Here is a 22,163-nt window from a genome sequence, read left to right as displayed (position 1 = left end):
TTAATTACATACGCATTAACCAGGCCTTAACATCAACCTCTTTTTTAATAATTTCGCGAAGCGCATCGATTTTCACACGTTTTTGCTCCATGGTATCTCTATGCCTAATAGTTACCGTATTATCTTCCAAGGTGTCGTGATCTACGGTAATACAAAATGGCGTACCATTGGCATCTTGCCTGCGGTAACGACGTCCTACAGCATCTTTTTCATCATAACTTACATTAAAGTCCCACTTTAAATCATCAACAATCTGCTTTGCCACTTCTGGCAAACCATCTTTTTTAACCAATGGCAGCACGGCTGCTTTTGTAGGTGCTAAAACAGCAGGCAACTTTAAAACGGTTCTTGTGGTATTATTTTCCAGTTCTTCTTCTACCAAGGCATTAGAAAACACTGCTAAAAACATTCTATCAAGCCCTATAGAGGTCTCAATAACATAAGGCACATAACTTTTATTTTCCTCGTGATCGAAATACTGCATTTTTTTACCGGAATGCTTTTCGTGCTGGCTTAAATCGAAATCGGTACGCGAGTGAATGCCTTCCAATTCTTTAAACCCAAACGGAAACTTAAATTCTATATCGGTAGCCGCATCGGCATAATGTGCTAATTTTTCATGGTCGTGAAAACGGTAATTTTCATCGCCCAAACCTAGGGACAGATGCCATTTTAGGCGGGTTTCTTTCCAAGTTTTATACCATGATTTCTGGGTTCCCGGCTTAACAAAAAATTGCATTTCCATTTGTTCGAATTCCCGCTGGCGGAAAATAAACTGGCGTGCAACAATCTCGTTACGGAAAGCCTTTCCTATTTGGGCAATACCGAACGGGATTTTCATACGGCCGGTTTTTTGAACATTCAGGAAGTTTACAAAAATACCTTGTGCGGTTTCAGGGCGCAGGTACAAATCCATAGCCGAATCTACCGAAGCCCCTAACTTGGTCCCGAACATTAGGTTAAACTGCTTTACATCGGTCCAGTTTTTCGAACCGGAAACGGGGTCGGCAATTTCCAATTCTTCTATCAAGGCTTTAACATCGGCCAGATCTTCTTTTTCCAACGATTTTCCCAAACGCGATAAAATACCGTTTATTTGTTCTTGGTACTTTAGCACTCGCGGGTTGGTTGCCACAAACTGCTCCTTATCGAAAGCCTCGCCAAAACGTTTTTCAGCTTTTTTAACCTCTTTATCGATTTTAGCCTCTATTTTGGCACAATAATCTTCTACCAACACATCGGCTCTATAGCGTTTTTTGGAGTCCTTATTGTCTATTAAAGGGTCGTTAAAGGCATCGACATGCCCCGATGCTTTCCAGGTGGTTGGGTGCATAAAAATAGCCGAGTCGATTCCTACAATGTTGTCGTGCATTTGCACCATGGCTTTCCACCAGTAGTCGCAAATGTTTTTCTTTAACTCTACGCCATTCTGCGCATAATCGTAAACTGCACTTAGTCCGTCGTAAATTTCACTACTCTGGAACACGTAACCATACTCTTTAGCATGAGAGATTACTTTCTTAAATTGATCGTCGTTATTTGCCATGGCACAAAAATAAAAAACCACTCTGACAAAAAGAGTGGTTTACTAAAAAATATCTGATTAACTTTTAGTTAAGGTACACCTGTGTTTCTCCTAGCAATTTTGTGTCTTGAAACACCTTAATTTCATAGTTACCTGGAGTTAAAACTGTTTGGTTGTTAACGTTAATCTTGGTACAAACATTCATTTGTTGTCCCAAAGTGTTTACGGCTGTTTTTCCGCTATACAATATTGTTTTCCCACCGTGTTCTACAAGCCCTCGCCCGGCAACTACAGTATTGTTGGGGGCTAATATTTGCACATAAATCTGTTTGCTTCCTTCGGAGGTAACTCTATTTTTCTTTAAGACCAAACAAACCTCTACATGATCTACCATGCTAGCTTCTTTAGTTTCTATAAGATCTTTGGTATTAGGTGTTGCAAGTGTTTTAACCTTTACATCTTCTAACTTAAGTAAGGAAACCTCGTCTAACGATTCTTGCAACTCCAGACTTAAGCTTTCTAACATGTTTAATTGTTGGTCCTTACGTTCTAACGCGATTTTAAACCTGTCGTTTTCGTTCTCATACGAATCGACCAATGTGGCAAGCTTACCATTATGGTGCTTTAAGGTTGTTAACTGAGACTTGTACTTAGACATTAAAGATGCATTAGCGCTAACAAGGCTTAAAGAATCTAAAGCCTCTTGAAGCTCTAGTTCAATGTGTTTAAAACGGGTGTTTAATTTGGAATAATCTGTACTAACCGCCTCATACATTTCCAACATTTCAGAAAGTTCGTGCTGTATTAATGTACTTTCACGCTCAAGAATACCTTGCTGCTCTCTTAATGTGTTGTGATGGGATATGCTATAAAACCCTAAACCTAAAATTGCTAAAACTAACGAACCGATAATTAATCTGTAGTTAAATAATTGAGGGATAACTATCATCTTAATTGTTATGATTAATTAATTGTAAATCACAAATTAATTGTAAATCACAAAACTAACAATATCATAAACTTTAATTAACTTTAATCGATAAAATGAAAAAAAACTTGTTAAAACCATAACCCAACTAAAGAGAAGCATTGCAATTGGCTGTTTTTGAAAGTATTATCCGACTGTTTTTCCCCGATGTGTGCTGTGCCTGCATGATGATGCTTAGCGACAACGAAAAACACCTATGTACCTCGTGCAGACATAAGCTACCCGTTACCAACGAGCCCTTTGGCAAAAACAACAGCACCTACAAAATGCTATATGGTAGAGTAAAAATAGAAGCGGCCATTTCGCTGCTTCGTTTTGAGAAAAAAGGCATTACTCAAAAATTGCTTCACAACCTAAAATATCGGGGATATGAGCAAATAGGCGTGTTTCTAGGAAAATGGCTTGGCGCCACCCTTAAAGAAACGGCCAAAAACCACACCATCGATCTGGTTGTCCCGGTTCCGGTTCACCGTAAAAAATTAAGAAAACGCGGCTACAACCAAGTCGATAAATGCGCCCGAGAGATTGCCAAAGCCCTAGAGATTGAGTACAACGACCGCATTCTTATAAAAGAAAGCAACAGCAGCTCGCAGGTTAACAAAAACCGGTTTAAACGGTGGTTAACCAATCAAGAGGTCTTTAAACGCAACCCAAAAACCAATATTGAAGGTAAGCACATTCTTTTGGTCGACGATATTATTACAACCGGCGCAACCATGGAGGCCTGTATTTTGGTTTTATCGCAGGCCAAAAATGTTAAAATAAGTATTGCAACTATGGCAATAGCGTAACTTCGGTTTCGTTAATGACAAATAAGTTGTTACTTTGCACACAAATTAGTATTGTGCCAAACATGAAGACATGCCTTTATAACGTTCTACTCGCATTTAGTTTAGTGCTCATGGTTAACTGTGCTAATAGAGGCAGGCCTACCGGTGGCCCTAAAGATGTTGCCCCGCCAGAGATTATACGCTCGGTACCCGAAAATTTCTCAACAAATTTTAAAGGCGATGAGATTCGTATTTATTTTAACGAGTATATTAAGGTTAACAACATCCAGAAACAGCTTATTATCTCGCCTCCTATGGATCCTGCCCCAGAGATTACCCCACTAGGAACGGCCAGTAAATACATTGCTATAAAAATAACCGATACCCTGGCACCAAATACCACCTACGCCTTTAACTTTGGAAATAGCATTGTAGACAACAATGAAGGCAATCCCTACCCTTACTACCGCTATGTTATCTCTACAGGCGACTATATCGATTCGCTTTCGGTTACTGGAAACATTATCGATGCCACTTTGCGCCAACCCGAAGATTTTATATCGGTTATGCTCTATGAAATAGACTCGACCTATACCGACTCTATCGTGTATAAGCAAAACCCAAAATACATTACCAATACCTTAGACAGCACGACTACATTTTCGATAGACAACATTAAAAAGGGAAACTATTTATTGGTAGCCATGAAGGATGAAAACCAAGACAATAAGTTTCAACAAAAAACAGATAAAATAGGCTTTCACGATGCGTTTATCACCGTGCCTTCAGACTCGAGCTACACCCTTAAACTGTTTAAAGAAAAACTAGACGATAAGGTTATTAGACCCCGTTTGGTATCGGGTGAAAAAATTGCTTTTGGCTATGAAGGCGATTACAAAAATCTTAATATCGAACTGCTATCTAAAGTCCCCGATAGTTTTAACTACCGCATTACCAAAGACCCCAAGACCGATTCGCTTAACTATTGGTATGTGCCTAGGCTAAAAACCGATTCGTTACTGTTTAACGTTAGCAACCATAAAAATTACACTGAAACCTTTACCGTAAAACTTAGCGAACAACCTCGTGACACTTTAACTCTAACCGCCAAACCTAATGGTGATATTGGCTTTAACGAAGACTTTACTATTTCAGGAAGCACCCCCTTGGTGCGTTTTAACCAAAAACAGCTTACCATAATAGACAAAGATTCTACTCGCATAGACTTTGCCACAGTATTTGATACCTTAACCAACACCTACACCTTTAAGTTTGAAAAAACCGAAAGCAACCAATACCGCATAAACATGCTGCCCAATGCAATGGTTGACCTGTTTGGTAACACCAACGATACTTTAAACTACAGTATTTCTACCAAAGCACTTTCTAATTACAGCAATGTTCGGGTTGTTTTACAAAATGCTACTTATCCTGTTATTATTCAGCTTACCGACAACAAGGGCAAGGTTACCCACGAGATGTATAGCGAACAAGCAGCACCTGTAGACTTTAGGAACATTACTCCCGGAACATACTTTTTAAGGGTGGTTTTTGATACAAACAAAAACCAAAAATTCGACTCGGGTAATTTCTTAAAAAAACAGCAACCAGAACGCATTAGCCATTACCCCGAAGCACTTGATGTTAGAGCGGGTTGGGATTTGGTACAGGAGTTTACATTATCTCGAAGTGATCTCGATCCTTCAGAAAATTAAGCGTTTTACGGTATTGATTAATGTGGTCTTTTAAAAGCGTTACCACCTCTACGGTTTCTGCGCCTTCAGTAACGGTGTCTATGCGGTTTCCCAACACATCAAAAGCCATAGAATGTCCGTTATATTCATGGCTATGAGCATCCTGACCTACGCGATTTACTCCTATGCAATAGGCCATGTTTTCGATAGCTCGGGCTTTTAACAAGGCATCCCAGGCAGCAATGCGCACCTTAGGCCAATTGGCAACATAGATTAAGGCATCGTATGCTTCGGTATTTCTCGCCCACACAGGAAAGCGCAGGTCGTAACAAATCATGAGGCACAACCGCCACCCCTTATACTCAACAATACGCTTCTGGGTTCCAGAAGTGTATATTTTATCTTCTCCCGCCAACGAAAATGTATGGCGCTTATCGTAGCTTGCTATTTGCCCGTCTGGAAAAACAAACAACAACCTGTTGTAATAGCGGTTGTTTTCTTTTATAACCAAGCTGCCCATAATGGCAGCCTGCTTTTCCTGTGCTTTCTGCACCATCCAGTTTACGGTCTTGCCTGTCATAGACTCTGCTACCGCATTTGCATTCATGGTAAATGCTGTCGAGAACATTTCGGGTAGCACAAACACATCAACCGGTCCCGATACACGATCGATCATGCGGGACAGGTTATTTGTATTTTCAATGGGATTTTCCCAAGATAAATTGCTTTGAACCAATGCAACCTTTAACGCGTTTTCCATAGCCTAAAGGTACACTTTTTTAACTGCAATTATTAAAGTTTACGCGTGGCTTTATCCAATTTGCCTTTTAGTTTTTCCATTTTGTCAAGCCATTTAGCCTCATCGTTTGGCGAAAGGTCGCCTCTTTTTTTAAGCTTGTTGTATTTGCGGGTGGCCGCTTCGTATTTTTCTTTGGCTTTACTGTAATTTTTCTTGGCTTTTTCTTGCTTTTTTAGCGCCTTTTCGGCCTTTTTTTGCTCTTTTAGCGCTTTTTTATGCGCCTTTTCTAGACGTTTCTGCTCTTTTTCGGCTTGGGCTTTGGTTTCTTCAAGTGCCTTTTCGGCGTCCTGCAAAAGCTGTTGCTTTTCTTGCTCGTTGTGTGCCGCTAAAATAGCGTCTTTACGTTCTAAGCTTAATGTATCGGTCACATCATCCTCTCCAATAAAAATTCTGTTTTCCTTAACAGTATAAGTCACATCAGGATTGGCACCCGTAGTTTGGGCGGTTGCAACCATAGAAATTGCTGAAAACAATCCTAAAAACACTAGTTTTTTCATGCTTTAAAATATATCGGTTTTGTTTTTTAAGACCCAAAAATCGGAAAATGTCACCTATCCTTAAAATCTTTTATCTTAAATCCCACATAAAATAGCTGCGGCTTCCTCTAAAGTCTCGTTGGTCTTGGCAAAACAAAACCGCAGCACCTTATCGTCACGCTTGTTTTCGTTAAAAACCGATAATGGGATGGCAGCCAATTTATGCGTAATGGTTAGGTGTTTGGCAAAAGCCACATCGTTTTCATTGGTAATGTTTGAATACTCTAACACCTGAAAATAGGTGCCTTGCGAGGGTATGGCTTTAAACCTAGACCCTTTAATTAAACTTAAAAACAAATCGCGCTTGTTTTGGTAAAATTCAGACAGTTTTAAGTAATGGCTTGGTGTTTGCATATAATCGGCCAAACCCTTTTGCGCAGGGTGGTTTACCGAAAACACATTAAACTGATGCACTTTTCTAAACTCCTGCATGAGCGCTTTTGGCGCGCAACAATACCCCACTTTCCAACCCGTATTATGGAACGTTTTTCCAAACGAAGCCGTAATAAAACTTCGTTCTTTTAATTCAGAAAATAAACAGGCGCTTTGGTGCGATTGCCCATCAAAAACAATGTGTTCGTAAACCTCATCACTTAGCACAATAATGTTGGTATCCTTGGTTATTTGCTGCAACCGCAACATGTCGTTTTTAGACCAAAGGGTTCCGCTAGGGTTATGCGGCGAGTTGATAATAATCATTTTGGTATTGGACGTTACCTTTGCTTCTACTACATCCCAATCTACAGTATAATCTGGTGCCTTAAGCTGGACAGAAACAGGTATGCCGCCCTGTAATGTTATGGCGGGTTCGTAACAATCGTATGCAGGCCTAAAAATAATAACCTCATCAGCTTTTCTAACAAAAGCCGATATAATTGTAAAAATGGCCTGGGTAGCACCTGCCGTTACCGTAATTTCTGTTTCTGGGCGGTAACTGCTCTTGTACAGCGCCTGATATTTTTGCGCTATGGCCGCTCTAAGCGCCATACTTCCAGCCATAGGAGCATATTGGTTATATCCCGCTTTCATAGCTTTAAACACCAAATCTATTAGCAATGGGTCGCTCTTAAAATTTGGGAAGCCTTGCGATAAATTAAGCGCTTTATGGGTGTTGGCCAAAGCACTCATTTCTGTAAAAATAGTCGTTCCTACTTGTGGTAATTTTGAAGCGTGTCTCATGCTTTTAAAGGTAAGAACTTCTTTCTGTTTTTTTATGATTAGAACTCGTATCTTTGGGAAATTATTTTTTTCAATCTATACAAAACAATGAAATATTTTAAACTCCTCTTTTTATTTCTTGCCCTGCAAGTGTCTGCCCAACAAGGTGGCATGTGGATTCCTTCGCTTTTAGAAGGCATGAACGAAACCGAAATGACTAGCCTAGGCAGCAAGCTTACCGCTAAAGACATTTACGATGTAAATAACTCCAGCTTAAAAGATGCCATTGGCCACTTTAATGGCGGTTGTACCAGCGAGGTTATTTCGCCTAATGGCCTTATTTTAACCAACCACCATTGTGGCTACAGCCAAATACAATCGCACTCGTCTTTAGAAAACGACTATTTAAAAGATGGGTTTTGGGCTATGAACTACAACGAAGAGCTTCCTAACGAGAGCCTATTTGTAGAATTTATTGTACGAATTGAAGATGTTACCGAACAGGTGCTTGCCGGTGTTTCTGATAGCATGAGCGAAACCGAAAAGCAATCTACCATCGATAAAAATAGCAATGCCCTACAAGCTGAAACAAAAAAAGAGGCTTGGCAAGACACCAAGGTAAAGGCTTTTTTTAAAGGCAATCAATACTTTTTATTTGTAACCGAACGCTACGAGGATGTACGCCTTGTTGGTGCCCCTCCAAGCAGCATTGGAAAATTTGGTAGCGATACAGACAACTGGGTATTCCCAAGACATACTGGCGATTTTTCACTTTTCAGAATTTATGCCGACAAAAACAATCGCCCTGCAAAATACAGCAAAGACAATGTGCCTTACACCCCTAAGCATTTCCTACCAGTTTCGTTAGACGGTGTTGAAGAAAACGACTTCACCATGGTATTTGGTTTTCCAGGAACCACCAATGAGTACCTTCCTGCCGTTGCCATAGAGCACATTACCCAAGAATTTAACCCGAGCAACATTGCCATTCGTGAGGCGGCATTGAAGGTTATCGACGCCAACATGAAAGCCAGTGATGATATTCGTATAAAATATGCCTCTAAACAGGCTAGAATAGCCAATGCTTGGAAAAAGTGGATTGGCGAAAACCAAGGGATTGAAAAAAGCCAAGCCATAAGCCAACGAAAAGCTTTTGAAGAGCGCTTTAAAAAAGCCCTTTACGAGAACAAACTGCATAAACAATACGGTCACATTTTGCCTGAGTTTGAAACCCTTTATGCCGATTTTGCCAACATTAACATAAAACGCCGAAACTTTATAGAAGTCTTTTTGGTAAACAACGAGTTAATGCAAATGACCTTTAGAGCTTATCAGTTTGAAGAGGCTGTAAAAAACAATCCCGAGGTTTTAGACCGTGCAAAAGCCTCTATAGAAGGCACCCTAAAAGGCATTCATAAAAATTTCGATGCCCGAGTAGACCAAGGTGTTTACGAAGCCATTATGCCGTTGTACAAAAAATCTAATATCGACCCAACTATTTACAACAAAACAGCATTCACCAATTTAGAGCAGGCCTTAACTTTATTCGAGGGGTCTGCCCAAGAGGTTGTTGATAACTTAAATGCAGATGCGGCCTATGTGTACGCCAAGCCTATTATAGAAGAATTCTACAACAGCATTAACCCAGAATACACAGAAAAAAACTTGGTCATTTCTGCCCTACAAACCAAATACATGACCGCCCTAATGAAAGCTTTACCTAACGAGCGTTATTACCCCGATGCCAACAGCACATTACGGGTAACTTACGGGCAAGTTAAAGGCTACGCTCCTAGAGACGGTGTATACTACAACCATGTAAGCTATTTGGATGGCGTTATGGAAAAATACATCCCTGGCGATTATGAGTTTGACGTACCACAAAAACTAATCGATCTTTACAATGCTCAAGACTATGGCCCGTACGCCGATAGCAACGGAAAAATGCCTGTCTGCTTTATAGGAACAAACCATACCACTGGTGGAAACTCTGGAAGCCCAACCATTGATGCGCATGGCAACCTAATAGGATTAAACTTTGACCGCGTTTGGGAAGGCACCATGAGCGACATGAACTACGACCCAAACATTTGCAGAAACATTATGGTAGATATTCGCTACGTATTATTTATTGTTGATAAATACGCTGGTGCAAAGCACTTAATAGATGAAATGAAATTGGTTCATCCTAAAAAATAGGATGATAGTCTATTCTACAAAAAAAGCCTCATAAATTTATGAGGCTTTTTTTTATACTATCTCCATCTTCTTTAATAGGAAACTAGCATTCATATTCTGGCAAACACCTTTTTTAAATTTATAATCAAAATAAAGCTCGTCGTTTTTTATTTGGGCATCAAAAAAGTAGTTTTTCACTTCCTTTAAATTAGCCTCTATGTTGGTCAGACTCAAATCGTGTGTCGCGATAATGCCTGTAGCATGACTTTGCACCAATTTCTCGACAAATTTTTGCGAACCAATAGCCTTATCGGTGCTGTTGGTGCCTTTTAAAATCTCGTCCAATATGATAAAATACGGTTCGGTTTTAATGGCATCTACGATAAACTTCAAACGCGTTAATTCTGAAAAGAAATAGCTACTATCGTCGGTTAGAGAGTCACTGGTACGCATACTAGTAATAAGTTTTATTGGGCTGTATTCACTTTTTAAAGCACACACCGGCAAGCCCACATTGGCCATAACAATATGCAGAGAAACCGTTCGTAAAAACGTGCTTTTCCCGGCCATATTGGCGCCTGTTACTATAAAAAACTGTTCGGCATCAATGTGCAAATCGCTATCTACTCGTTTGTTTACATCCAATAATGGGTGGCCCAACTGTTCCGCCTTAATGCAAAGGGGATTATCTACCAAGGTTGGATACACAAACTCTGGGTGGTTAAATGCATAATTCCCTAAGGAGTTATAGGCGTCGAAAAAAGTCACCACATCAAACCAATCTGCCACTGTTTTACAATGGTTGGCAATCCATTGTTCTATTTTATAACTGTTTTTTACATCGGTTAAAAATAGCCCATTTCCAAATATGGCACCTATAAGGTTGTTCCTATTGTCCAGAGCATCCAAATGCCTTGAAAACTGCTTAAATATAGCTGAAGCCTTTTGGCGTTCCCCTTTAATGCCATCTTGCTTTTCCAATAACAATGCTGATACGAACGGCGCCTCTTCTATTTGCTGAAGCAATTGCGCATACTGCTTAAAAGTGGCGCTCGCCCGATCGGTATTCGATGAAAGCGCATTCACTTTTTTCACATAGCCTCCAGTAATAAACAGCCCAAGCAGCAACCAGTAGCCCAAAAGTGACACATCTAACACTTTAAAAAGAAACAAAACAAATAATCCAACCGAAATACCACTAAAAACTACAGGCAGCCAACGCATGGTTTTAGGCAAAAAAGGCCTGTGATGCGTTAGCCAATGAATGATTTGTTTTGCAGATACCTCGACTTCTATTAAAGCGGCTGTTGCCGAGTACAATTGACGCCATTCTGGTTTTGAAGCAAGCTCCTTAATGGCCTGTTGCCTAAGTGCTATATTATCAATTTGATTAGCTTTTAAGGCCTTTGCAAGGGTTTCTGAGCCTTCTTTGATGTTGGTTCTATTTACAAATTGAAAAAACGATCCTGTTCCAAACAAATCGATGTCTAAACTATAAAAGTGTTTAGGATCCTGGTACTCGAGCCCTGCCGGACGGTGATGAAAATGGCCTGATGCTATATCCAATTCCATTTTGTTAATCTCAACCAAAGCCTTGTTAAGGTTGCGCTGTTGCTTTACATCGGTATATTTGGACAAGGCAAACAAAAATACTGCAACACCAATAACAGCAATAGCAAATGCCAGCTGCCAATTGTGAAACGCAAGATAAACGCCAAAGGCTGTTAGACCAAAAACAACAAGCCTAATCAAGCTTAATACGACCAATTGTTGTTTTAATTGGCGAACCTTGCTTTTAAACTGTTTTAATTGCGCGGTATAAAAATCGTTAGGTTGGTACATATAAAATTATTGAACTGTAAAGAAACAAAAAATCCCAACGGCATGTTGGGATTTTGTATATAATAGGTTTTGCTGAAATACTTGTTTACCCTTTAAAAGCGGCTTTTAAGTACTCGCGGTTCATTCGGGCAATATTCTCTAGCGAAATACCCTTAGGACACTCTACCTCACAAGCGCCGGTGTTGGTACAGTTACCAAAACCTTCTTCATCCATTTGTTTTACCATGTTTAACACACGGTCTGTGGCCTCTACCTTACCTTGTGGCAGTAACGCAAATTGCGATACTTTAGCACCTACAAATAGCATGGCCGAAGAGTTTTTACAGCTGGCTACACAGGCACCACAACCAATACAAGTAGCGGCATCGAAAGCGGTATCGGCATCGTGTTTATTTACAGGAATGGCATTCGCATCTATGGTGTTACCCGAAGTATTTACCGAAATAAATCCTCCTGCATGCTGAATGCGGTCAAAAGCGCTTCTATCTACAACCAAATCCTTGATTACCGGAAAAGCTGCTGCTCTAAAAGGCTCGATATAAATGGTATCGCCATCGTTAAACATACGCATGTGCAACTGGCAGGTTGTTACCCCGCGATCTGGCCCATGTGCCTCACCGTTAATATATAGCGAACACATTCCGCAAATCCCTTCACGGCAATCGTGATCAAACGCTACAGGCTCTTCACCTTTATTGATTAACGCTTCATTTAAAACATCCAACATTTCAAGGAAAGACATATCTGGCTCTATACCCGTTATTGGATAGTCTACCATTTTTCCTTTATCGTTAGCGTCCTTCTGACGCCATATTTTCAACGTTAAATTCATAGTCTTCCTTATTTATAACTTCTTTGTTTTAATTCTATATTTTCAAATACGAGATTTTCCTTATGCAATACGGCGTCTTTAGGTTCTCCTTTGTATTCCCAAGCCGCTACATATTTAAAGTTCTCGTCATCACGTTTGGCTTCGCCTTTTTGCTCGCCACTTTCTTCAACCGATTCTTCGCGGTAATGCCCGCCACAAGATTCGTTTCTGTGCAACGCATCTTTAGCAAACAGTTCGCCTAACTCAAGGAAATCTGCTACACGACCGGCTTTGGCCAATTCTTCATTAAACTCATTGGCTGTTCCAGGTACTTTCACATCCTTCCAGAACTCGGCTCTTAACGCTGAAATTTCCTCAACAGCTTCGGCCAAACCTTTAGCATTACGAGACATCCCTACTTTGTTCCACATAATTTTTCCTAACTTCTTATGGAAATAGTCTACAGAGTGGGTTCCGTTATTGTTAACTAATGTTTCAATACGATTACGAACATTGTTTTCGGCTTCTTCAAACTCTGGGCTTTCGGTTGAAATTGGCCCTGTACGAATATCATTCGATAAATAATCGCCAATGGTATATGGCAACACGAAATACCCATCGGCTAATCCTTGCATTAAGGCAGAAGCTCCCAAACGGTTAGCGCCGTGATCGGAGAAATTGGCCTCCCCAATGGCGTATAGCCCAGGAACGGTTGTCATTAAGTTGTAATCTACCCAAATACCGCCCATGGTGTAGTGTACCGCTGGGTAAATCATCATTGGAGTTTCGTATGGGTTTTGGTCTACAATTTTTTCGTACATCTGGAATAGGTTCCCGTACTTATTCTTGATAACCTCTTGACCTAGTTTTTTAATTAAAGCCGCATCGTTTTCATTTAAACCTTTAATATGCGCCTGCTCTTTACCGTAACGTTGAATGGCTGAGGCAAAATCTAAATAAACAGCTTCTCCTGTTTTATTTACACCATAACCTGCATCGCAACGCTCTTTTGCAGCACGCGAGGCTACATCACGAGGCACTAAGTTACCAAAGGCTGGGTAACGACGCTCTAGGTAATAATCTCTATTTTCTTCGGCAATGTCGGTTGGTTTTAATTTGCCTTCACGTATGGCTTTAACATCTTCCATGTGTTTAGGCACCCAAATACGCCCGTCGTTACGAAGCGATTCCGACATTAATGTTAATTTAGATTGGTGGTCTCCAGAAACTGGAATACATGTTGGGTGAATTTGCGTGTAGCATGGGTTGGCAAAATAAGCGCCACGTTTGTGAGCTTTCCAAGCGGCTGTTACGTTACTTCCCATCGCATTTGTCGATAAGAAAAATACGTTTCCATAACCACCAGTTCCCAACACAACAGCATGTGCCGAATGTCTTTCTATTTCGCCGGTAACCAAGTTACGGGCAATAATACCACGAGCTTTACCATCTACCACAACCACATCTAACATTTCATGGCGGTTGTACATTTTCACCTTACCACGACCTATTTGACGGTTTAACGCAGAGTATGCGCCTAATAATAATTGCTGTCCTGTTTGTCCCGCGGCATAAAATGTACGCGATACCAATACCCCTCCAAACGAACGGTTGTCTAGCAAGCCACCGTACTCACGGGCAAAAGGTACACCTTGTGCCACACATTGGTCGATAATATTAGCCGACACCTCGGCCAAGCGGTATACGTTAGCTTCGCGCGAGCGGTAATCGCCACCTTTTACGGTATCGTAAAACAAACGGTAGTTAGAGTCGCCATCGCCTTGATAGTTTTTGGCGGCATTAATTCCCCCTTGTGCAGCAATAGAGTGCGCACGACGCGGCGAATCCTGAAAACAGAATGCCTTTACGTTGTACCCTAGTTCTGCCAAAGTTGCTGCTGCAGAACCACCAGCCAAACCAGTACCAACAACAATAACATCTATTAAACGTTTGTTGGCTGGATTAACCAAGTTAATATTGTTTTTATGATTGGTCCATTTATCAGCCAAAGGACCTTTTGGTGTTCTTGAATCTAAAGCCATGTTAGCTGTATTTTAATGATTAAAATGGTGGACTAATGCAATGATGATAAACCCTAATGGAATAACAATGGCATAAGCCTTTCCAAATCCTTTTAATGCTTTTGTATACTTATTATTAGCCCCAACCGACTGGAAGGCAGACATAAACCCATGCATTAAGTGCAAGGCTAAGAACACAAACCCTAAGCAGTATAAAGCCACACGCCACATAGGCTGGAATTTGTGCACCAATTCTTCGTAATACCTGTACTCGCCACTTGGCAACAAACCAGACATATCGCCTTGAATGTACTTGGTGTTGATTTCAGGAATCCAAAAATCGATAAAGTGAATGATTAAGAAAATCAAAATAAACAGTCCGCTGTAAATCATGTTACGGCTCATCCAAGACGAATTGGCCGCTCCATTATTTTTAGCATACTTAATTTGTCTAGCACTTTTGTTTTTTATCTCCAATACAAATCCCATAATAAAGTGAAACATCACACCAAAAATCAATACGGGCTGCATGAGGTACTGTATTAACCAGTTGGTTCCCATAAAGTGCGACATGTTGTTAAATGCGTCTGCACTTACAATTGATGAGAAATTGATAATGAAATGCTGTAACAAGAAAATCATTAGGAAGAGTGCCGAAAGTGCCATGGCAAATTTTCTTCCTATCGAAGAATTTAAAATTCCGCTCATTGTTGAAGTTTATGTTTTACTACAACAAAGATACACTACCTTGAAATTTTAGACAAAACTCAATCTGATTTAGTAAAGTATTTAGAATGATTATAAACAGAAACTACTCTGAAACCATAGGGATGAGCCCTCTAAGCCCCATATCGACAACTTGCTCTCCTGCGCTTGGCTCGTATTTACCATCGGCATTAACCTCTGTCCATTCAAAACTATTGTTTATTGAAAATGATAAGACAACTTCAACATCTTGTGTTTCTTCACCTGTTATGGTAAACCCATTTTCAAATGCGCCAGTTACCACACAAGACCCTTGAGGAATAGGTGACGAATCGAATAATGGATTAGGAACTGTCGTTGCTCCAGCAGGCGCCTGGCCCTGCGCTGTAAACCCTTCGGCTTCAAAAGCCCAAAAGCCTTGTAATCTATTTCCATTTACATCTATACTTTGCCCGTTCAGGTCGAACGTTGTAATGTAAGTATTATACCCAACAAAACTTGCTAAAGTTCCGGTATAATCAACACCATCTAAAAGAAAATCGACATCGCCTTCTTGATAGGCTAAAGACACACGAACCCATTCGTATGTTCCCGCAGAAACTTGGTTTAATGGCAAGGTTAAAAACACCTCATCATTTCCAGCAAAACGTGCGTTTTGGAAATTAATCGCTCGGTCTCCTCCAGTTGTTGTTTCAGAACCATTAAAAACAACTTCACCTTCTCCTAAGGGCGTAAACGCGCCCGGAGCTAATTCAATATAATTAGCACTCATTCTTGAGATAGTTGGTGATTGAGCGGCATTACCATCTGGTATCGTGGCTGGTTCGCCAACATTATTTAAGCGTTCCTGACTAGGATCAAACTTTAACTTTATAACTAAATTAGGCGTATTAGGTTGTTGGGTCTCATCGTTATCTTCACTACAAGACATAACAACAAAAAAAGTTAAAAGGCAAATTTTAAATAGATGTTTCATGGTTTGAGGTTTAGTACAATAACCCAATTTGTTAAAAAATATTACATTAATAAAGTTTTAACAAGCTTATTTTATTAGAATTATTGGATTAACTACCTTTGAAAAAATTCAATTTTAATATGAAATACGCACCTATAAACAGCAACTTATTCGTTAAAAACCGCAAAAACTTTATGGCCCAAATGACGCCAAGTAGTTTGGCCGTTTTTAACAGCAACGACATTTATCCTATTGGCGCCGACAGCACCATGCCATTCCAGCAGGACCGCAATATTTTTTATTTAAGCGGCATTGACCAAGAGGAAAGTATTTTGTTATTATTTCCAGATTGCCCAAGCCCGAAGCACCGCGAAATTTTATTTTTAACCGAAACTAACGATCACATTGCCGTTTGGGAAGGCGAAAAGCTTACCAAAGAAAAAGCCTACGAAACATCGGGGGTAAAAACAGTGTATTGGCTGCAAGACTTCAACAAGATACTTAAAGAAGTGATGTCGCAATGCGACACGGTTTATATTAACACCAACGAGCATTACCGCGCCAATGTAGAAACAGAAACACGCGAAGCCCGTTTTAACAAACAGCTAAAAGCCCAATTTCCGGCACACAGCGTTAAAAAAAGCAACCCCATACTGCAACGCCTCCGCTCGGTTAAAGACCAACTGGAGCTAGACCTTCTGCAACAAGCCTGCAACATTACCGAAAAAGGGTTTAAACGGGTTTTAGACTTTGTAAAACCAGGTGTTTGGGAGTTTGAGATTGAAGCCGAATACATGCACGAGTTTTTAAGAAACCGCTCTAAAGGTTTTGCCTACACGCCTATTGTAGCCTCGGGAAACAATGCCAACGTTTTGCACTACATAGAAAACAACCAACAATGTAAAGCTGGCGATTTAATTTTAATGGATGTTGGGGCAGAATATGCCAATTACTCCAGCGACATGTCACGCACCATCCCTGTTTCTGGCACATTCAGCAAACGCCAAAAAGACGTTTACAATGCTGTAAACCGCGTTAAGAACGAGGCAACCAAGATGCTAGTTCCGGGAACTCTTTGGGCCGATTTTCATGTTGAAGTTGGTAAATTAATGACTTCGGAATTGTTAGGTTTAGGCCTTTTAGACAAAGCCGATGTACAAAATGAAAACCCAGATTGGCCGGCATACAAAAAATATTTCATGCACGGTACCAGCCACCACCTAGGGTTAGACACTCACGATTACGGTATTTTAACCGAGCCCATGACCGCCAATATGGTCTTTACGGTAGAGCCTGGCATTTACATTCCAGACGAAGGATTTGGCATTCGTTTGGAAGACGATGTTGTTATTCAAGAAAGCGGCGAACCGCTTAACTTAATGCGCGACATCCCAATTGAAGCAGACGAGATTGAAGAGCTTATGAATTCATAAGACAAAAAAAGGCCGGTACAACCGGCCTTTTTAATATCCAAACCCCAACAACACAAAGGGTTCGCACATATTAATTTAATACACTAACGCAGAATCCGTTTCAAAAACATAACGGTTAAGCTTTCTTAAGGTCTCTACCTTATCGCTGGTATTAACAAGTAGCGATATGTTATTATTACTCCCGCCATAAGCAATCATTCTTACGTTTACATCCTGCAATATTTGAAATAATTTAGGCGTATCTGGATGAAACACTATATGGTGTCCTACCAAACACACAATAGTCCTATGCCTATCAACCTCAACTAGGGCAAATTGCTCCAGCTCGTCAACTATTTCGTTTAGGCGCGCGGTATTATCAATGGTTAGCGACACCGCAATTTCCGAGGTAGTCACCATATCAATTGCTGTTTCGTGTTTTTCAAAAATCTCAAACACCCGTTTTAAAAACCCATAGGCCAACAGCATTCTTCCCGACTTAATTTTTATGGCTGTAATACCGTCCTTTGCAGCAATGGCCTTTATACCCTCGCCGTGTATGCTATTGGTAATTAAGGTGCCGTGGGCATTTGGCGCCATAGTATTCTTTAACCTTAAAGGAATGTTCTGCTCACGTATGGGGCCAACGGTTTGCGGATGCAAGATTTTCGCCCCAAAATAGGCCAACTCTGCAGCTTCATCAAACGACAAATTAGAAATGGCCTGCGTATGCTGCACAAATCTCGGGTCGTTGTTATGAAACCCATCTATATCGGTCCAGATTTGCACTTCTTCAGCATTAATAGCTGCCCCAATAATACTTGCTGTATAATCACTCCCGCCCCTTTGTAAGTTTGCGATATCCCCCTCGGCATCTAAGCAAACAAATCCTTGGGTAACATAAATATCAGCCTTAGGAAGTGCCTCCAAAAGTCGCGTTAAGTTTTGCTTCACATAAAAGCTATCGGGTTCTTTAAATTTGTCTACCCGCATAAAATCCAAAGCCGAAATTAACCGTACCGAAATGCCTTCCTGCTCTAAAAACTTGGTAAACAAAAACGTAGACAGAAATTCCCCTTTTGAAATAACAACCTTATACAACGCCGCAGTAAACGGGGCTTCAACACAGGTTTTAAGCTCACTAAAAACAGCTTGCACATACATTTTGGTTGCCTGATGCCATGTGCTGTTTTTAAGCAACCCATTAACCACCTCTTCATAATTAACACGCAGAGCATCTAGCAAACCATCCGCCTTTTTATGATCTTCATACTTTATGGCCTCTAACACCTCCACCAGAGCATTTGTAGTTCCCGACATGGCAGAGAGCACTACAATTTTTCTACGACCATCGTTTACAATGTTTTTTACACGAATCATGTTTTCAACAGACCCAACAGATGTTCCTCCAAACTTTAAAACTTGCATTAGCACTTTTATTTTAATTGCAGGCAAAACTAAGACGACTCCTATTTTAACCATGAAAATTTAAAAAATTGCACTAAATTTGCACACTGTGTTAAATAATTAACAAGATGAAAACCATTGCTGCCTGCGTTGAAGAACTTTTGGTTGCGCAACCTTTTTTAGAAGAAGCCTTAGCCCGAAACATTATAAATTACTCGGCATTGGCAGAGGAACTAACCACTCCTGTTAGCGACATGCTAAGAAAACCAGTAAAAACAGGGGCTATTATGATGGCCTTAAGACGCTACAGTCCTCCGCCAGATTTGGGTGGTTCTCCCCGCCTGAAAAAGGTTATTAAAAACTTGGGCGATATAACCGTACGCTCCAACCTAATTGATTTTACCTTTTTAAACTCGCAAAGCTTAATAAAAAGCCACAGCAAATTACTGGAACACATTCAACCCAACCCCAATGTGTTTTACGCCTTTACTCGAGGTATACTAGAAAGCAACATCATTATATCGAATGCCCAGAAAGCACACATTCTAAATTGTTTTAAAAACGAAACCCTATTGGCGCAAAAGGAACAACTTTCTGCCATAAGTTTAAACCTTCCCGAAAACAACTCGAAAGTTACGGGACTGTATTATCAAATATTTAAAAGGCTCGCCTGGGAAGGCATTGCCCTTTACGAGGTGGTATCGACCACAAACGAGTTTACCATTTTAGTAGAAGACGAATTGATCGACAAAGCCTTTTCTGTAATAAAACGACTAAAAGCATAACCACCATATTTTGTTTTGCAAGACATGAAAACACTGGTTTATAAAAACATCAACATCGCATATACCGACAGCGGCAAGGGCCCTGCCATTGTCCTATTACACGGGTTTTTGGAAAACCTCCACATGTGGAAAACCCTCTCTCCCGAGCTTATTAAAACCCACCGAGTTATCGCTATAGACCTGTTGGGACACGGCAAAACCGAGTGCTTAGGGTACATACACAGCATGGAAGACATGGCCGATGCCGTTAGGGCTGTCTTGGTTCATTTAAAACTTCGAAAATATACGTTTATAGGGCACTCTATGGGCGGGTATGTTGCTTTGGCCTATGCCGAATTCTTCCCAGACAACCTAAAAGGTCTCGTGCTACTAAACTCCACATCCAAAGCAGACTCTAACGAACGAAAACAAAACAGAACACGAGCCATTAAAGCTGTAAAGCAAAACCATAAGGCTTTTATAAGCATGTCTATCGCTAATTTATTTGCCGAAGAAAACAGAGCGCCCTTAGCAAAAGCCATTGAACATGTAAAAAAAGAGGCGCTTAAAACGCCCATACAAGGTATTATTGCCGCTTTAGAAGGCATGAAAGCCCGACCCGACAGAGAGGCCTTACTTCATTTTACCCCGTATAAAAAAATGATTGTCGCCGGAAGAAAAGACCCTATTTTAGATATTAACGATGTTCGGGCACAAACTGTTGGCACCAATGTTGAATTGGTAGAATTAGCCGATGGCCACATGAGTCATATTGAAAATATGAAAGGTTTATCCTACATTGTAAAGCGTTTCATCGAAAAATAATACGTTTTATCCGTTTAATTGATTTTGTTTCTTAAGTTTAAGTCCCAAAAATCCTAAACTTATGAAAACGACTAACGCAACCCCACTAAAGTTTTGGTGCGACATCATAGGGCACAAATATGTTGTTAGCAAAGAAGTTACATCACATGTAAAGGAGTACACCTGCAAATGCTGTAAAAAGCAACTAACAACCAACAGCAACGGTAATTTAACCGAATTAACACCAAAATTCAAGGAAATTAATTCCCTTCTAGAAGAAATATACATCCGCCGAACTCTTAGGCACAAAGCCAAAAAGCTATCGGCCCCGATGTATTGATTTTAGACCAAAACAAACCTTGGTCACATTACAATATCTTAACACATTTTCTTTTTAAAACTGGCTTATTTTGTTTATGTTAGGCGTTCTTTAACCCTTAAAAAAAATAATAGCCTTGAAGACCCTCTATTGCAAATTATTCAAACATACGTTTGTAATAAAAAAACACGTTACCAATGCTGTAATGGAGTACCAATGCATACACTGCAAAACTTATTTTACAACTAGCGACAAAGGGCAAATCATTCCCTTAACCTCAAAACGACAAGAAATTAATTTAGCGTTGGAGCGCCTGCATAAAATACGCTCTAAAAAGCGCAAGCTTAACGCGATTAACCACTAATCCTCTTTTAATGCATTCCAGCCTTTAGCTATTAACGGAATGGCTTGCTCGCCTCTGGTAATTAAATGCATGCCCTGGCTTTTATCCTTAACAAAACCAATAACCGTTAAATTAGGATTACCCTTTATTTTAGGATAGTCATTTTGATCTACCGTTAGCAACAACTCATAGTCTTCGCCGCCATTTAAGGCCACAGTAGTACTGTCTATATCAAACTCTTCGCAAGTTGCGATAACCTGGGGATCCAAAGGAATTTTATTTTCATACAACTCTACCCCCACATCGCTCTGCTTACACAAATGGATAACCTCAGAGGACAGTCCATCGCTTATATCAATCATAGACGTTGGCTTAACATCCAAATCCCGTAATAACGTCACCACATCTTTTCGTGCTTCGGGTTTTAATTGACGCTCAATAATATAGGTATAAGCATCGAGGTCAGGCTGGCTTTGCGGATTCACTTTAAAAACAGCTTTTTCCCTTTCTAAAACCTGCAAGCCCATATAGGCACCGCCCAAATCACCACTTACTACCAGCAAATCGTTAGGCTTAGCACCGCTTCTGTAAACAACACGATCAGCATCAACTTCGCCAACAGCCGTAATAGAAATGACCAAGCCCGAAACAGACGAGGTGGTATCGCCGCCAACAACATCAACTCCATAAATTCTAGCTGCGGTTTCAATGCCAGAGTAAAGTGCTTCTAAAGCCTCTAAAGAAAACCTATTGGAAACAGCAACAGATACTGTAATTTGTGTTGCTTCGGCATTCATAGCATACACATCAGACAAATTAACCATAACGGCCTTATAACCTAAATGCTTTAACGGCATATAGCTTAAATCGAAATGCACTTGCTCGATTAACATATCGGTTGTTAGCACAACCTGCTTATTTTTAAACGACATGACAGCAGCATCATCGCCAATCCCTTTAACTGTTGATGGTTGCTTTATTTTAAACGCTTTGGTTAAATGCGTTATTAAGCCAAACTCGCCCAATTCTGAGAGCGATGTGCGCCCTTGGTTTTTATCTTCAATCATGATGCAAAAATACGCGGTTTCATTAAACTAATAAGAAAAAGCCTAAAATCTTTAACTTTAACAGC

The 22,163-nt window shown here is 40.3% G+C and carries 20 protein-coding genes; 8 read left to right on the top strand and 12 right to left on the bottom strand.

Features of this window, described 5'->3' with window-relative positions:
- Positions 1-4 precede the first annotated feature (4 nt).
- Entirely contained in the window at positions 5-1,546 is a 1,542-nt protein-coding gene (locus IA57_RS06325; RefSeq protein WP_036120771.1) for a glycine--tRNA ligase, read from the bottom strand.
- 64 nt (positions 1,547-1,610) lie between these two features.
- Positions 1,611-2,474, bottom strand: a complete 864-nt coding sequence (locus IA57_RS06320; protein ID WP_036120768.1) for a hypothetical protein — start codon at positions 2,472-2,474, stop codon at positions 1,611-1,613.
- 146 nt (positions 2,475-2,620) lie between these two features.
- Between IA57_RS06320 and IA57_RS06315 the strand changes: the two genes are divergently transcribed.
- Both IA57_RS06315 and IA57_RS06310 read left to right on the top strand, forming a co-directional pair.
- Positions 2,621-3,304, top strand: coding sequence for a ComF family protein (locus IA57_RS06315; protein ID WP_236625378.1), 684 nt, complete (start codon positions 2,621-2,623; stop codon positions 3,302-3,304).
- 62 nt (positions 3,305-3,366) lie between these two features.
- Positions 3,367-4,998: an Ig-like domain-containing protein gene (locus IA57_RS06310; RefSeq protein WP_036120766.1), complete on the top strand. Its 1,632-nt coding sequence runs from the start codon at positions 3,367-3,369 to the stop codon at positions 4,996-4,998.
- Here IA57_RS06310 and IA57_RS06305 read toward each other — a convergent pair.
- From IA57_RS06305 to IA57_RS06295, 3 genes are all read right to left on the bottom strand, one after another.
- Positions 4,958-5,737, bottom strand: a complete 780-nt coding sequence (locus IA57_RS06305; protein WP_036120763.1) for a nitrilase family protein — start codon at positions 5,735-5,737, stop codon at positions 4,958-4,960. The genes IA57_RS06310 and IA57_RS06305 overlap by 41 nt on opposite strands.
- A gap of 32 nt (positions 5,738-5,769) precedes the next feature.
- Positions 5,770-6,273 (bottom strand): hypothetical protein, encoded by a 504-nt coding sequence (locus IA57_RS06300; protein WP_036120759.1) that lies wholly within the window; start codon positions 6,271-6,273, stop codon positions 5,770-5,772.
- A gap of 75 nt (positions 6,274-6,348) precedes the next feature.
- Positions 6,349-7,491: a methionine aminotransferase gene (locus tag IA57_RS06295; protein ID WP_036120756.1), complete on the bottom strand. Its 1,143-nt coding sequence runs from the start codon at positions 7,489-7,491 to the stop codon at positions 6,349-6,351.
- 87 nt (positions 7,492-7,578) lie between these two features.
- On the opposite strand from IA57_RS06295, the gene IA57_RS06290 reads away from it, so the two are divergent.
- Positions 7,579-9,669, top strand: coding sequence for a S46 family peptidase (locus tag IA57_RS06290; protein WP_036120753.1), 2,091 nt, complete (start codon positions 7,579-7,581; stop codon positions 9,667-9,669).
- A gap of 51 nt (positions 9,670-9,720) precedes the next feature.
- Here the strand turns inward: IA57_RS06290 and IA57_RS06285 are convergent, their stop codons facing one another.
- The 5 genes from IA57_RS06285 to IA57_RS06265 form a co-directional block, all read right to left on the bottom strand.
- On the bottom strand, positions 9,721-11,490 hold the full coding sequence (locus tag IA57_RS06285; protein ID WP_036120748.1) for a MutS-related protein: 1,770 nt from the start codon (positions 11,488-11,490) through the stop codon (positions 9,721-9,723).
- An 85-nt stretch (positions 11,491-11,575) separates the two neighbouring features.
- The gene (locus IA57_RS06280) at positions 11,576-12,322 is read right to left on the bottom strand and encodes a succinate dehydrogenase/fumarate reductase iron-sulfur subunit (RefSeq protein WP_036120744.1); all 747 of its coding nucleotides are present in this window, start codon (positions 12,320-12,322) and stop codon (positions 11,576-11,578) included.
- 8 nt (positions 12,323-12,330) lie between these two features.
- The gene (locus tag IA57_RS06275; RefSeq protein ID WP_036120741.1) at positions 12,331-14,343 is read right to left on the bottom strand and encodes a fumarate reductase/succinate dehydrogenase flavoprotein subunit; all 2,013 of its coding nucleotides are present in this window, start codon (positions 14,341-14,343) and stop codon (positions 12,331-12,333) included.
- A 12-nt stretch (positions 14,344-14,355) separates the two neighbouring features.
- Positions 14,356-15,030, bottom strand: coding sequence for a succinate dehydrogenase cytochrome b subunit (locus tag IA57_RS06270; RefSeq protein ID WP_036120738.1), 675 nt, complete (start codon positions 15,028-15,030; stop codon positions 14,356-14,358).
- Between the two features lie 103 nt (positions 15,031-15,133).
- On the bottom strand, positions 15,134-16,003 hold the full coding sequence (locus IA57_RS06265; RefSeq protein WP_051880997.1) for a hypothetical protein: 870 nt from the start codon (positions 16,001-16,003) through the stop codon (positions 15,134-15,136).
- Positions 16,004-16,122: 119 nt separating this feature from the next.
- On the opposite strand from IA57_RS06265, the gene IA57_RS06260 reads away from it, so the two are divergent.
- Positions 16,123-17,415 (top strand): aminopeptidase P family protein, encoded by a 1,293-nt coding sequence (locus IA57_RS06260; protein ID WP_036120735.1) that lies wholly within the window; start codon positions 16,123-16,125, stop codon positions 17,413-17,415.
- 75 nt (positions 17,416-17,490) lie between these two features.
- On the opposite strand, the gene IA57_RS06255 is transcribed toward IA57_RS06260, so the two are convergent.
- Positions 17,491-18,822 carry an aspartate kinase gene (locus tag IA57_RS06255; RefSeq protein WP_036120732.1) on the bottom strand — a complete coding sequence of 444 codons (1,332 nt, stop codon included), beginning with the start codon at positions 18,820-18,822 and terminating at the stop codon, positions 17,491-17,493.
- Between the two features lie 107 nt (positions 18,823-18,929).
- Here IA57_RS06255 and IA57_RS06250 point away from each other — a divergent pair, with 107 nt between their 5' ends.
- From IA57_RS06250 to IA57_RS12605, 4 genes are all read left to right on the top strand, one after another.
- Positions 18,930-19,586, top strand: a complete 657-nt coding sequence (locus IA57_RS06250; protein ID WP_036120730.1) for a hypothetical protein — start codon at positions 18,930-18,932, stop codon at positions 19,584-19,586.
- Between the two features lie 24 nt (positions 19,587-19,610).
- Entirely contained in the window at positions 19,611-20,390 is a 780-nt protein-coding gene (locus IA57_RS06245; RefSeq protein ID WP_036120728.1) for an alpha/beta fold hydrolase, read from the top strand.
- Between the two features lie 61 nt (positions 20,391-20,451).
- A complete protein-coding gene (locus IA57_RS06240) occupies positions 20,452-20,709 on the top strand; it encodes a hypothetical protein (RefSeq protein ID WP_036120724.1) in 258 nt (85 codons plus the stop codon).
- 115 nt (positions 20,710-20,824) lie between these two features.
- Positions 20,825-21,052 carry a hypothetical protein gene (locus IA57_RS12605; protein WP_036120722.1) on the top strand — a complete coding sequence of 76 codons (228 nt, stop codon included), beginning with the start codon at positions 20,825-20,827 and terminating at the stop codon, positions 21,050-21,052.
- Here the strand turns inward: IA57_RS12605 and thiL are convergent.
- Positions 21,049-22,098, bottom strand: coding sequence for a thiamine-phosphate kinase (gene thiL, locus IA57_RS06230; RefSeq protein WP_036120719.1), 1,050 nt, complete (start codon positions 22,096-22,098; stop codon positions 21,049-21,051). The two genes, IA57_RS12605 and thiL, sit on opposite strands and share 4 nt — an antisense overlap.
- Positions 22,099-22,163 lie beyond the last annotated feature (65 nt).

The organism is Mangrovimonas yunxiaonensis (assembly GCF_000733475.1).
Classification (GTDB): Bacteria; Bacteroidota; Bacteroidia; order Flavobacteriales; family Flavobacteriaceae; genus Mangrovimonas; species Mangrovimonas yunxiaonensis.
Note: the sequence above shows the minus strand (reverse complement) of the source record. Positions and strands in the feature narration are given on the sequence as shown.